At 44.2% G+C, this 14675-nt stretch carries 8 protein-coding genes; all 8 read left to right on the top strand.

Going from position 1 to position 14675, the window contains the following annotated elements:
• Positions 1 to 62: 62 nt before the first annotated feature.
• The 8 genes from ACVBDU_RS18900 to ACVBDU_RS18935 all read left to right on the top strand — a co-directional run bounded on the left by ACVBDU_RS18900 (position 63) and on the right by ACVBDU_RS18935 (position 14664).
• Positions 63 to 1565, top strand: a complete 1503-nt coding sequence (locus ACVBDU_RS18900) for an aldehyde dehydrogenase family protein (RefSeq protein WP_447181286.1) — start codon at positions 63 to 65, stop codon at positions 1563 to 1565.
• 350 nt (positions 1566 to 1915) lie between these two features.
• Positions 1916 to 2437 (top strand): RNA polymerase sigma-70 factor, encoded by a 522-nt coding sequence (locus tag ACVBDU_RS18905; protein ID WP_447181287.1) that lies wholly within the window; start codon positions 1916 to 1918, stop codon positions 2435 to 2437.
• Positions 2438 to 2553: 116 nt separating this feature from the next.
• Positions 2554 to 3723 carry a FecR family protein gene (locus ACVBDU_RS18910; protein WP_447181288.1) on the top strand — a complete coding sequence of 390 codons (1170 nt, stop codon included), beginning with the start codon at positions 2554 to 2556 and terminating at the stop codon, positions 3721 to 3723.
• Positions 3724 to 3818: 95 nt separating this feature from the next.
• Complete coding sequence (locus tag ACVBDU_RS18915; RefSeq protein ID WP_447181289.1) at positions 3819 to 7115, top strand: SusC/RagA family TonB-linked outer membrane protein; 3297 nt, start codon at positions 3819 to 3821, stop codon at positions 7113 to 7115.
• Positions 7116 to 7205: 90 nt separating this feature from the next.
• The gene (locus tag ACVBDU_RS18920; protein WP_447181290.1) at positions 7206 to 8915 is read left to right on the top strand and encodes a RagB/SusD family nutrient uptake outer membrane protein; all 1710 of its coding nucleotides are present in this window, start codon (positions 7206 to 7208) and stop codon (positions 8913 to 8915) included.
• Between the two features lie 95 nt (positions 8916 to 9010).
• The gene (locus ACVBDU_RS18925; RefSeq protein WP_447181291.1) at positions 9011 to 10546 is read left to right on the top strand and encodes a family 43 glycosylhydrolase; all 1536 of its coding nucleotides are present in this window, start codon (positions 9011 to 9013) and stop codon (positions 10544 to 10546) included.
• A gap of 173 nt (positions 10547 to 10719) precedes the next feature.
• On the top strand, positions 10720 to 13086 hold the full coding sequence (locus tag ACVBDU_RS18930) for a glycoside hydrolase family 2 TIM barrel-domain containing protein (RefSeq protein ID WP_447181292.1): 2367 nt from the start codon (positions 10720 to 10722) through the stop codon (positions 13084 to 13086).
• 189 nt (positions 13087 to 13275) lie between these two features.
• Positions 13276 to 14664: a family 43 glycosylhydrolase gene (locus ACVBDU_RS18935; RefSeq protein ID WP_447181293.1), complete on the top strand. Its 1389-nt coding sequence runs from the start codon at positions 13276 to 13278 to the stop codon at positions 14662 to 14664.
• Positions 14665 to 14675 lie beyond the last annotated feature (11 nt).

Consider the following 14675-nt stretch of genomic DNA (forward strand, 5'->3'; position numbering starts at 1 on the left):
TAAGCCCGGAACCAAAGAGCCGGTATACATTTGTCTTATTGTTTAATTAAAAAGAAATAATTATGGCGAATGTAACCAAACCCGATTTTAAAGAAAAATACGGGAATTTCATCAACGGTGAATTTGTAGCTCCGGTAAAGGGAGAATATTTTGATAATGTATCCCCTGTAGACGGTAAGGTCTTTACCAAAGCGGCCAGGTCTACGGAAGAAGATATCAACCTTGCTTTGGACGCCGCGCATCAGGCCTTCCCGAAGTGGAGTACAACTTCTGCAACAGAACGTAGCAATATGTTATTGCGAATAGCCCAGGTCATGGAAGACAATTTTGAATACCTGGCTTCCCTGGAAACTATAGACAACGGTAAGCCAATCCGTGAGGCAAGGGCAGCGGATATTCCTTACTGTATTGATCACTTCCGGTATTTTGCCGGGGTTATTCGTGCAGATGAAGGAAGTATTTCGGAACACGACAAGGACACTGTAAGCATTGTATTGCATGAACCTATCGGTGTAGTGGGGGAGATCATTCCCTGGAACTTCCCCATGTTGATGCTGGCCTGGAAAATAGCCCCGGCTCTGGCAGCAGGTTGTACGGCAGTAGTGAAACCGGCAGAACAAACCCCCACCAGTGTTATGTGCCTGATGGAGCTTATAGGGGATATTTTACCTAAAGGCGTACTGAATATTGTGACAGGTTTTGGTAATGAAGCAGGACAAGCCCTGGCTTCATCTCAGCGGGTGGCGAAGCTGTCGTTCACAGGTTCTACAGAAACCGGGCGTAAAGTTTTACACAATGCTGCGGAAAGTGTGATTCCCGTGACGATGGAATTGGGAGGAAAATCTCCCAACATTTTCTTCCCGTCCGTAGCCGCTAAGGACGATGCGTTTTTTGAAAAGGCTGTTGAAGGTGCATTGATGTTTGCGCTCAACCAGGGAGAGATATGTACGTCTCCCTCACGTATCCTTGTACACGAGGATATTGCCGACATTTTTATCGAAAGAATGCAGGAGCGTTTGAAAAAAGTGAAAACCGGCAATCCGTTAGACCCCGAAACGATGATCGGTTCTCAGGTGTCCAAAGCCCAGTTTGATAAAATCCTGAGTTATATCCATATCGGTAAAGAAGAAGGAGCAACTGTCCTGGCCGGTGGAGAACCCGGAAATTACGAAGGAGAGCTTTCCGAAGGATACTACATCCAGCCAACAGTTTTAAAAGGAGATAATAATATGCGTGTTTTCCAGGAAGAGATCTTTGGCCCGGTTGTTTCCCTGACGACTTTCAGCTCTACTGAAGAAGCTATAGCTATTGCCAACGATACTTCGTATGGTTTGGGTGCCGGTGTATGGAGCCGGGATGCGCACGAATTATACCAGGTGCCAAGAGCTATACAGGCTGGTAGGGTATGGGTAAACCAATATCATACCTATCCTGCTCATGCCCCGTTTGGCGGTGTGAAAGAATCAGGATTTGGCCGTGAAAACCACAAAATGGCCCTGGATCACTACCGCGTGGTAAAAAATATGCTTATTTCTTATGACAAGGCCCCGGTAGGCTTATTCTAGCTTATTTAAAACAGTGTATCAAACCCCTGAAATTTCCGGGGAAGATAAAGGATTTACATACATAGAAACAGGCGACTGGTCCTTCGGGGTGGTACCAGCCTTATCTGTTGCATAGTTCAAAAGCCGTTTGTAGTCAAATACAAACGGCTTTTGTGTATTATTTTATAAAATTTTCCGTCGGAATAATTTCAATATTTTGACATTAGCTATGATAATTTGCGTTTTATGTTAAATTTGCGGTGAGGGCATATTCATTATAACTTCACACCGATAACGAATACTACCCCGGGGGGAAATTGTTATACTGTGTTTTGTAAGTGTATGTTATACATAAAGTATATCCATAAAACGTGTTTACCAAAAGCGATTTACATAAGATATTCAATAAATATTACAGTACCCTGGTGCTGTATGCAAACCGCTTTTTGCCTTTAAGAAATGAATGTGAAGACCTGGTACAGGATATTTTTGTCAATCTTCTGGAAAAGGACCTGGCCTTTCCCGATGAGACCTCATTAAGGGTTTATCTATACAAATCTACCCGCAACAAATGCTATAACCATATCAAACACCTCAAGGTAAAAGATAAGTATGCTTCAAACTTTATAAAATGGGAAGAAGATGAAAATTTATTCTTACAGGAAATTCTCGAAGAAGAGATTACCAGGCAATTGCACCAGGCTATAGAGACACTTTCGGACAGAAAGAAGGAGATTATCCAATTAAGTCTCAAAGGGATGAAAAACGAAGAGATTGCCCGGACACTCGGAATCCAGATACAAACCGTAAAAACCCTGAAATCGTCTGCTTACAAGTTACTGAGGGCCCGGTTCAAAGAATTGGATCGTATAATCTACTTTCTGGTGGCGTGACAACTTCTTGTTTTTCATGTTTTTAGCAAGTTATCCCTTAAAATTTTTAAAAAAGTGTAAAATACGGTAGTACTTTTTAATAAGTATGTTGTTCTGTATATAAATGCACCGGGTAAATGAATGACATTTTCCACATAGCTATACTCCTTATAAAGAAAAAACTCAGGATGCTCACCAAAGCAGAAAAGCAACGTTTGGATGCGTTTGGGGATGATTATGCATTTATTAAAAAAATCCATTGGAGTACATTGGCCGAAAAGATTCCGGAACATGCGACCGTAGATAAGGAAACCGCATGGGGAGCCGTATTGGATAAACTTGAACAGCGGCAAAAACAATCCCCCGTCTTAAAGATTAGCAGGCATCGGTTCCGTTATGTCGCGGCAGCTTTAATAGTACTGCTGTTTGGATTTTCTTATATGGTTCTCCGGGACATGCAACAAGATAATATTCCTGCTGTCGTAAATGCGGATACGGTCATAAAAACCGGAACGGATAAGGCCACCCTGACTTTAGAGGATGGTTCGGAAGTTCCGCTGGAGGCAGCGGCTTCGTATCGGACTAAAAATGCACAAAGTAACGGGAAGCAAATAGTTTATAAGCAGGCAACCGCTTCGGAAGCTGTCCAAACCGTGTATAATTATCTTACGATTCCCCGGGGAGGGCAGTTTTTCGTACAGTTATCCGACGGTACAAAAGTATGGCTGAATTCCGAATCCCGCTTAAAGTATCCCGTGGCATTTACAGACGGGGAAACCCGGGTGGTGGAACTTCTCTACGGTGAAGCCTGTTTTGAGGTGTCTCCGAGTACAAACCACAAAGGAGCCCGGTTTAAAGTACATACACAAATACAGGAAGTCGAGGTGCTGGGGACGGAATTCAATATCAGGGCATATCGGGACGAATCCAATGTGTATACTACCCTGGTAGAAGGTAAGGTGGCTGTTAATACTCCCGATGCAAAGCAAACTTTGACCCCCGGCCAACAATTGGACCTGGACCTGGAAAATAACAATACAACCATTTCTTACGTAGATGTTTACAATGTAATTTCCTGGAAAAAAGGGCTCTTTAGCTTTAAGAGCATGCCTTTAAAGGAGATCGCAAAAATACTGTCGAGATGGTACGATGTGGATATAGAATTTGCGGATACTGCCCTCGAAGAAGTAAGGTTTAACGGGGTGTTGGGTAAAGACCAGGATTTGGAAGAAATATTAAAAAACATACAGAACACAAACTTTATCAGTGCCTATGAAATAAAAAACAAAAAAATCACCATCAGATAATAAAAAGAAAGGGAACAAAGTCAAAACCTCTCACAGCAGCGCTTTATTCCCTTTGCAGATTATTGATCAATCAAATTAACCAATAACACAAAATTATGAAAGTTAAACCAATCGCGGGGTTTTTCCATTGCGGAAAAATATTCCTGCACTATATTATGAAAACATTTGTATTCCTGTTCTTTACCGCCCTGTTTGGCTTTTCTCCCGGGAATATGCTCTCCCAGAATGCCAGAATTGTTGTCGATACGGATAAAACAGTAACGATTGATGAGGTATTTGACCTGATCCGGCAACAGACGGAATATAAATTTATTTACCATGAAGATCTTTTTAAGAACAGTTCCAAAATACTCCTTAAAAAAGGCACGGTAACAGCAAATGAACTTCTGAAGCTAAGCCTTTCCGTTCGCGATTTTGATTTTACGTTTACCGGGAACAATGTGGTGATCATCAGGAAAAAGCCGGACGATTCCGCTTTTGCCCAGCTTTCGGTGAAGGGAACGGTAACCGATGAAAGAGGAGACCCGCTCCCCGGTGTAACCATCATTCTTAAAAATACCGAGACAGGAGCAATATCGGATTTTGACGGTAATTATGAGATTTCTGTCCCGGATGGCGATGGTATTCTCGTCTTCAGCTACATGGGCTTTACCACCAGGGAAATAGAAGTTGACGGAAAGGCACAAGTAGATGTAGTGCTCCGGGAAGATGTATCTAAACTGGAAGAAGTGGTCGTTATCGGTTACGGGGCCGTAAAAAAGGAGGATTTGACGGGAGCCGTAGGTTCTTTAGGAGGCGAAGAAATAGCTGCCACATCAATTCCGGATGCGGCCGGCGCATTGCAGGGACGGGTAGCCGGTGTAAATGTTGAAAAAAATGTAGGGAAACCCGGAAGTGGGTTCAGTATAAACATAAGAGGGTTGGGTTCCATTCCTACATCGAATAACAGCAACCCCAATAGCCCGCTTTATGTGGTAGACGGTATTCCCACCGGATCCGGACTGGCCGACTTAAACCCCAATGATATAGAAAAAATAGACATCCTTAAAGACGCGTCCGCAACTGCTATATACGGTTCCAGAGGTGCCAACGGTGTGGTGATCGTAACGACTAAAAAAGGAAGAAAAGGGAAATTTACCATTCAGTACGACGGCTATGTGGGCATCCGGACACCGAGCAATTTGCCCGAGATGATGAATGGTGAGGAGTATGTTCGATGGCGAACAGACCTGTTTACCAACCAGGGAAAGAATACCGACCGGTCCAACCCGGATTTCTTTACCCAGGAGGAATGGGGCAGGATTGATAGTGGTAACTATACGAACTGGAGAGATCTCATACTACGCGACGGGTTGCAGACCAGTAATACCGTAACCATATCCGGAGGCGATGACAAAGGCACATTTGCCTTGAGTCTGGGACAGTTAAAAGAGGAGGGAACCGTACCCGGCGAAGATTTCAACAGGTATAATCTGCGACTGAATCTCAACCGGCAATTCGGGGAAAAATGGCAGGCAGGGGGAAACCTCTATTTTACACATAGCATCCAGAACCAAGGAAGTTATGAAACTTTGCGGTCGGCGTACCGGCTACCACCCGTAGCCTATCCTTACGATGAAAACGGCGATCCTCAATTCTTTGCTTATCGCAATGATTTTGTCACCAATCCATTATTTGAATACAAGGACGACGGGGAAATAAGGGAAAATCGTCGTTACCGGGCTTTCGGTAACGTGTTTTTGCAGGTCGAACCTATTGAAGGGTTGACGTTACGCTCACAGTTTTCACCCCACATGATCTACAAAAGAGATGGATATTACGGAGGACAATGGTGGAAAGGCGGGGCCGGAAAGATCGAGAATACCAATGCCAGCTATAATACCGAAGATTATTTCTCGTATGTCCTGGATAACCAGTTGAGTTATCAAAAAACTATTGACCGGCATAACCTTAACGCTACGTTTATCCAGAGTATACAATACGAACAATGGGAAAGCGCCAATCAGGCTGCGAGGAACTTCCCTTTTAACAGTAAGTGGTACAATCTGGATGCAGTCCCAAGGGAAAATATCGTAAGATCGGAAACGAACTATCAACAACGCAGCCTGGCTTCTTTTCTGGGAAGATTACAATATACGTATAACGACAAATACCTGTTTACACTAACGGGGCGTTACGACGGTTCATCGAGACTGGCTCCTGACAACAAATGGGCCTTTTTCCCTTCGGGGGCTTTTGCATGGAAAATATCTGACGAAGATTTCCTGAAATCTGCCGATAAACTGAGTAACCTGAAATTAAGGCTGAGTTATGGGGTTTCGGGAAATGATGCTGTTGCCATTTATGGAACACAGTCCAATGTTTCTCAGAGATATTACGATTTTGATGGTGTGGTTTCCCCGGCATACTATAAAAACAGGTTGGCAAACTACGCCCTGGGCTGGGAGAAAACCACAGAATTCAATATAGGTCTGGATTACGGTTTCTTGGATTACCGGATCAATGGTGCAATTGACGTTTACAGGCGGGATTCCAAAGACCTGATTATGGAACGGCAACTTCCCCAGACAAGTGGCTGGCAAAATATCTGGGACAATGTTGGCTGGGTAAGGAATACCGGGCTTGAGATCAGTTTAAACACATTGAATATCCGGACCGAAGATTTCTCCTGGAGTACCGATATTGTTTTTGACAGCAACAGGAATGAAATTGTGGAATTGTACGGAGAGAAAAACGATGATATAGGAAATGCATGGTTCATAGGAAAACCGATACAGGTAAATTACGATTATGAATTTGACGGTATCTGGCAGCAGGATGAAGCCGATCTTGCCGCCGGATACGGACAAACTCCGGGTCAGGTCAGGGTCAGGGATTTGAATGGTGATGGAGTGATCGATGCGGAAGACCGGAAAATAATCGGGCAACGGACGCCAAAATGGAGCGGAAGTATTACCAATACCCTGAAGTATAAGAACTGGGACTTTTCGGTTTACGTCTATACCCGGCAGGGGCAACAGTTATTTAATACGTTCAGGTCCACTTTTATGACCCTTGAGGGCAATTATACCAATGCAGCCGTGGACTATTGGACACCGTCCAATCCTTCCGACAAATATCACCAGCCGGGTAACGCGGGCAGATTTGTGAATAGTTTCCGGTACCAGGATATCTCTTTTGTGCGTGTCGGAAATATTTCTCTCGGATATTCACTTCCCGAAAAGGCTTTGAGCAAGTTGAATCTCAATAAACTCCGGGTTTATTTTACCGCGACAAACCCGTTTGTATTTACCTCCTTTGAAGGTTTTGATCCCGAATGGGCATCTCAGAATACCTGGGGTATGGCAACCGGATTTTCCTCGTATTTACTGGGTGTTAATCTTGAACTTTAAAAACAATGGGGCTTAAGACAATAGGATTTAAGATGTCAGATTCCGGAATTCAGGGAATCTGTCTGACGTCTAACTTTAAATATATTCAAAATGAAACCAATCAATAAATACCTGATAATAAGTTTTTTCACTTTATCTCTCTTTTCCTGTGAAAGTTTCCTGGAAGAAGAAAACAGGAGCAATATCACTGCCGAAGGTTACTTTACCGATGCGGAAGGATATGAATCATTAGTTAGCGCTGCTTATTCCACATTGCGCAGTGTATGGGGCGATGATCCATGGCTGTTTTGCCTGGGGGTTGATATTTACACAAGGGGCGAAAGTGAGATCGTTGGCGGGTCTTATGGAAATCGCGATATATTCAGCAGTCAGCTTAATGAATATGCAGAACTGGACCCTCAGAATAGCTTTGTTTCTGGCTTTTATACCAATTGTTACTGGGCAATACAGGTGTGCAATACGGCTATTTCCAGGGCCGATGGTGTTGACGGTATGAGTGATTCAAGAAAAGAACAACTTTTGGCAGAAGTCAGGTTTCTCAGGGCATATTATTACTATTTGCTGGTAGAACAATTTGGTGATGTCCCTGTTGTCGAAGAAGAAATCACCGGTGTGGCCACCCATTTCGACAGGGCTTCTGAAGAATCGGTGTATGAGTTTATTATCAGTGAACTGGAAGCTTCGGGAGGCCTGGTCCCTGAGGTTGCGGAAGAATTCGGACGTGCTACCAAGGGAGCGGTGAACAACCTGCTGGCTTTGGTTTACCTTACAAGAGGCTATAAACTCTACGCCGGGGGCAACGATTTCGCTATGGCGGCATCCCTGGCAGATGAAGTTATAAATAGCGGCAATTACTCCCTTCTCAGCACGTTTGAGGATGTCTTTGCTCCGGGCAATGAAAAAAACAATGAGATCATCTTTTCCATCCAATACGATGCCGGTTCCCTCGGGGTCAATAACCAGGGTCTTCCGGACGGAAACGGGCAAAGTGCGCACTGGGGATGGGAGTTGTGGACCAAGGAACCCGGATTTGAACGGGAAAACCCCACATATAACTGGAAGAAATCGCAGTTTATGCCTACCCAATTCCTGTATTCGCTTTTTAATACAAGTATGGACAGTCGTTATGACGTTACGTTTTTGAGTACGTTTTATGCTACAACCAATGATAATTCCCAGGGCATCAGTGCAGGTGATCTGAAAGTTTACTTCCCGAAGTGGGATGAGGACTTCACCGAACAGGATTCGCTCGACTTTATGGCGGAACATCCCGTGGCCAGTATTTATAGCTACCCGACCTGGAAACAGGATTTCGGGAATATCCGAGGGGCAGGGAAATTTCCGATGGTCTGGAAATTCTATGATCCCGATGCCGTATTCCACGGTAATACAACCAGTTATACGGGCACACGCGATATTTTCCTGTTCCGCCTGGCAGAAACCTATTTAATAGCGGCGGAAGCCTATCACCAATCAGGCGATAATGGCACCGCGGCAGGCAGGATCAATGAAGTTCGTAGACGAGCGGCAATTCCCGGGAATGAAGCCGCCATGGAGATCGGGGCCGGCGATGTCAACCTCGATTTTATCCTCGATGAAAGAGCACGCGAACTGACCGGTGAATACAAACGCTGGATGGACCTGAAACGAACTGGGAAATTAATGGAACGCACACTGGAGTACAACAACCTGGCAAGGAAAGAAAGCCGGTTACAAGAGTTTCATTTGCTGCGTCCCATCCCGCAATCGGTAATAGATCGCGATACGGGAGATTTTCCGCAGAATCCGGGATATAATTAAACAGTTTGATCACCATCCGGGAAAGATCATTTTCCCGGATGTTTTTTTGTGATTCCCGGGATAATTGTATTTATTACAATATAAAAATAATCATCATGAGAAGAACGATGTTCTGGTTACTATTATTTCTGCCAATAGCTTTGTTGTCGCAATCGGAAAAAGACCAGGCTCACTCGGCGCAAACCTCAAACAGTAGCTATAATAATCCGATTTTAGCAGGTGATTATCCCGATCCGTCAATATTCCGGGATGGTGACGATTACTATATGACCCACTCGTCATTTGAATATTACCCGGGATTACGGATCTGGCATTCCATAGACCTGGTGAATTGGGAACCGGTATGCCATGCTCTTCACAAAAATGTAGGTTCGGTCTGGGCCCCCGACTTTTTCAGGTACAAAAACAAATATTACATTTATTTCCCGGCCGGCGGTACAAACTGGGTGATCACTGCTGATAGTCCGGAAGGGCCGTGGAGCGATCCGGTCGATCTGAATATCGAACAAATTGATCCGGGGTATGTTACAGGTTTGGACGGTAAACGTTACCTGCACCTGAACGGGGGAAATGTTATCGAATTGACAGACGACGGGTTATCGGTAAAAGGTAAAATGTTTCATTCCTATGACAGCTGGGATATTCCCGCTGATTGGGATGTAGCCTGCAAATGTTTGGAAAGCCCGAAACTAACGTATAAAGACGGTTATTTCTATCTCACTGTGGCCGAAGGAGGTACGGTGGGACCGGCTACTGCCCATATGGTGGTGTCCGCCAGGTCAAAATCGCCTCTCGGCCCCTGGGAAAATTCTCCTCATAACCCGGTTGTCCACACCTATTCGAAAAATGAGAAATGGCATGCCAAAGGACATGGTACTCTTGTTGAAGATCCGGATGGGAACTGGTGGATCGTGTACCATGCTTACGAAAAGAGCTTTTATACCCTGGGGAGACAAACACTAATGGAACCGATAGAATGGACTTCCGATGGCTGGTTTAAAATTCCCGAGGGAATTCAAACCGATTTACCCATCAAAAAAAGGATTCTTGAAAACGAAACCCGGAAGTTTTCACTATCCGACAGCTTTGAAGGAGACCAACTGGGGTTGCAATGGACTTTTTTTAAGGAATACGCCCCGTCACGGATACAAGTCGGCAATGGAAAACTTCATTTTAAGGCGAAAGGGGATAATCCCGGAAACAGTTCCCCGTTGTTGTGTGTCCCATCCGACGAATCCTATGAAATCCAGGTTAATTATGAATTGACCGGGGATGTTCAGGGGGGACTTGTTCTTTTTTATGATGAATCCATGTACGCCGGGCTGGTAGCAGATCAGGGAAAATTCACCATATACAGGAGAGGTGAGCCCCTGAATTCGGGCCGGAACACAATGGGACGGACAGGTTATCTGAAAATCCGGAATATGGAAAATACGGTTACTTTCTATTATAGTCCCGATGGCAAAGAATGGCACAAGATTCAGCGTTCGTTTGTAGTTGACGGTTATAACCATACGAACTTCGGCGGTTTCCTTTCTTTACGGACCGGTTTGGTCTCCATGGGGCAAGGGGAGGTTGTTTTCAGGGATTTTATGTATTTGGAAATTCGACCTGATAAAAATTATGAATGACTATAAATGGAGGACAGAAGCACATATCGGCTATCGGTCATCTGTCATCGGTCCGGAAAACAAATGGATATGAAATGCCCATTAACAGCTCGTGCCAACCAACCGATATGTTCTTAAGGCATTCCTCCCGATAACCATCGGGATGACCTATAAAAAATAATATAAAAGAACAGATGAAACTTATACACACCATTATTTTTCTTGTAATATCTGTCTTGGGTCTGGCACAAAACAAAAGAGAAACAAAGAATTTTGATTTTGACTGGAAATTTTCGCCTAAAGATGTCACTGAAGCCAAAAAAACTGATTTTGATGACAGCAATTGGCAGGAAGTTCAGTTGCCGCACGACTGGAGTATTAAGCAACAGGTGTCAAAGGAAAATGCCGGTAAAGGTTGGATGGAAGGTGCAATGGGCTTTTTCCCCGGAGGTATTGGGTGGTACCGCAAAAGCTTTACGGTCCCCGAGACCTATAAAAACAGAAAAGTAGTCATTCAATTTGACGGCATATATCACCAAAGCGATGTGTATATCAATGGAAAGCATTTAGGGTTGCACCCTTATGGTTATACTACATTTGAATACGACTTATCTCCATACTTAAACTACGGAGGAGAGAATACCATTGCCATCAGGGTAGATCATAGCGACAGCCCTTCATCACGCTGGTATTCGGGGTCGGGGCTCTACAGGCACGTTTGGCTGAAAATAACTAATCCGGTACACGTCGCTACATGGGGGACTTACATCACCACTCCGGAGATTTCTGAGAAGGAAGCCAAAGTCAACATAGCTACGACCATTAATAATACTACTCAAAACCCGGCAGAAGTTTTGGTGGAAAACCGGATTGTTGACAAGCAGGGAAAGAAAGTTGCAGAGGAAAAATCTGAACTTGAGATCGGTAAATCAAAGCAAGAAACGCTACAGCAATCTTTAAATCTCCGGGACCCCCTGCTTTGGTCAATAGAAGAGCCATACATATATACAATGGAAACCACCGTAAAAGTAAACGGTAAAACGGTGGATAGTTACACCACTCCGTTTGGCGTCAGGGAAATAAGGTTCGATCCGGATAAAGGCTTTTTCCTCAATGGAAAAAACATCAAAATGAAGGGTATGAATCTTCACCCGGATGCCGGATCTTTGGGTACTGCAGTCCCCGACAAGTCATACTTGCGCAGGCTTCAGATACTCAAGGAATATGGAGTCAATGCTATCCGTTGCTCCCATAATCCTCCCACTTCGGAGTTTCTGGATATGTGCGACAGTCTGGGCTTTGTCGTGATTGATGAAGCATTTGATAAATGGAAAAGCATGTACTATGAGAAATACTTTGAGGACTGGTGGCAGCGCGATATGGACGCTATGGTCCTTCGGGATCGGAATCACCCTTCTATTGTTCTTTGGAGTATCGGAAATGAAACAGACGAGCAGTACGATACAAGCGGGGAAGGTACAGCGCGGGCTATTATGCTAAGGGATTATGTCCATAACCTGGATCCCAGCCGATTGGTTACGGCAGCACTTCGGCCGGATCAGGAGAGAAGGCATAATGTAAATGATTTTGCGCAAAGCCTGGACGTGGTTGGTTACAATTACCAGGAGCCATGGCTGAAGGATGAAAAAAGACAATTTTCAGATCGAATTATCTACGTATCTGAAGCCTTTTCTTATTATCGCGGAAGAAAAGATAAGTTCAAAGCTTTTGACCCTGTTAATCCATGGTATGATGTGGCAAACAATGATTTTGTCTTTGGTCAGTTCATTTGGCCGGGGATTGATTATTTGGGTGAAAGCAAAGGATGGCCCAGCATCGGGCGGGTGAACGGTCTTTTTGATGTCTGCATGTTTGAAAAACCTGCCGCTGCATTTCACCGGTCCGTCTGGAATGATGAACCCATGGTAAGAATCGCAGTAGCCGATCAGTCATTGGATATTGACACGGGAAAGCCCCACTGGAGCTGGCCTTTTCTGGCAGATCACTGGACTTTTCCTCAATACGAAGGGCACATCATCAAGGTAAAAACTACCACCAATTGTGATAGCGTTGAGCTGATCCTGAATGATGAATCTTTAGGCACCCGAAAAACTGTTAATTTTCCAAACAATACCATTGAGTGGCATGTTCCTTATGAAAAAGGCAAAATTGTAGCCAAAGGATACATGACAGGCCGGGAAGTAGCTTCTTATGAGTTGAAAACGGCCGGAAAACCTGCACAAATTCTACTGTCAGCAGATCGTACACAAATTTCCGCTGATGGTCAGGATCTGTCTCACATTGCGATCAGGATTGTGGATGAGAAAGGCGTGGTAGTTCCTGATGCGGACCGGACAATTACGGTTGAAGTATCTGGAAAAGGAAAGCTATTAGGTCTGGACAACGGAGATCTGAGAGATCCCTTTACCGGGAACTCTATTTCAACCTATTTCGGAAAAGCCCTGCTTACCATTCAGTCAGGCCGCTCAAAAGGAAAAGCAGGGATCAAAGTCAGTGCGGAAGGATTGCCGGATCAGGTGCTGACCATTGATGTGCAATAGTCAGATTCATTAAATTTAATTTAATAATTTTTGATTTATCGGAGAATATGAAATGCCCATAGCCAAATTTCTCGGATACCAACCGAAATGATCATTGGGGCATTACTCACGGTTTTAATATTTTAATAGATGGAGTTCGTGAATCTTCGATTTCCATCTGACCTATGAAAAATAAATAAAAAAGAGCAGATGAAAATAAGATTTTTAATCGTACTGCAAATAGGTTTAAGTTGCCTGATAATTCAAAATGCAACAGGCCAGGAGAAGTACGAAGCCATACATAGCGGTATACCATGGTTTGACCAATTCAATGATGAAGTCAATGCTCACGGAGCCTGTATTGTACAGGAAAACGGCCGGTATTATTTGTTTGGGGAATACAAATCGGATACCAATGTTTTTACGGGTTTTAGCTGTTATTCATCTACGGACCTGAAGAACTGGAAATTCGAAAAGATAGTACTGCCCAGGCAACCTGACGGACTGTTGGGCCCCGACCGGATCGGAGAACGCGTAAAAGTGATGAAATGTCCCGAAACCGGGGAATTCGTCATGTTCATGCACACGGACGACCGGAAATACAACGATCCTCATATCGGTTATGCCACGTGCGAGACCATAAACGGAGATTATGAGTTCCGGGGAGCACTTTTACACGAAGGAAAACCTATACGGAAATGGGATATGGGGACCTTTCGGGACACCGACGGTAAAGGATACCTCCTTATTCATCACGGATTGATTTATGAGTTATCATCCGATTACAAATCAGTAAAACGTCTGGTCACTTCTCAAAAGGAAGGAGGAGAATCCCCGGCGATGTTTAAAAAGGACGGTATATATTACTGGCTGAGTTCCAACCTTACCAGTTGGGAGCGGAACGACAATATGTACATGACCGCCCCTTCACCGGAAGGCCCCTGGACCATGCGCGGGTTGTTTGCACCGGAGGGCACGCTGACATGGAATTCCCAATGTTCATTCGTATTACCGGTTACGAATACAAAAGACACCTTGTTTATGTATATGGGCGACCGGTGGTCTTTTCCCCGGCAGGGTTCTTCGGCTACCTATGTCTGGCAACCGATAACAGTAGAAGGAGATAAAATGTCCATACCCGAATTTCAGGAAGACTGGCAGGTGGATCTTACCACTATCGAATGGTCTTCTGTGCCTTGGAAAAAAGAATCCGTAAAAGACAGGTGCCGGGTAATCCGGGGCCATTGGGAAACAGACAACGACATACAGGGGTCAAAAGAGAAGGGAGCTGTGATATCCTGTTCATTCACAGGTAGTCGTGTAGGTATAAAAGCCATCTCTGACAATACCAGTGGCTATGGAAGAGTCATTATAAAAAACAGCAAAGGCCAGGAGGTCATAAATGCTATAGTGGATTTTTACAGCAAATATGAATATTCATCACAAAAGTTCTTAAGTCCTTTACTTGAAAAGGATAAATATACAATGAGCATTGAAGTTTTGGGAGAACATCCGAAGTGGAGTGATAAACGGTTAAATATTTTCGGTAGTACCGATGATTATGTGTGGATTGAAGATGTATTTATAGTGAAAAATTAATAATAACAGTA

It is taken from the genome of Sinomicrobium endophyticum (genome assembly GCF_052983315.1).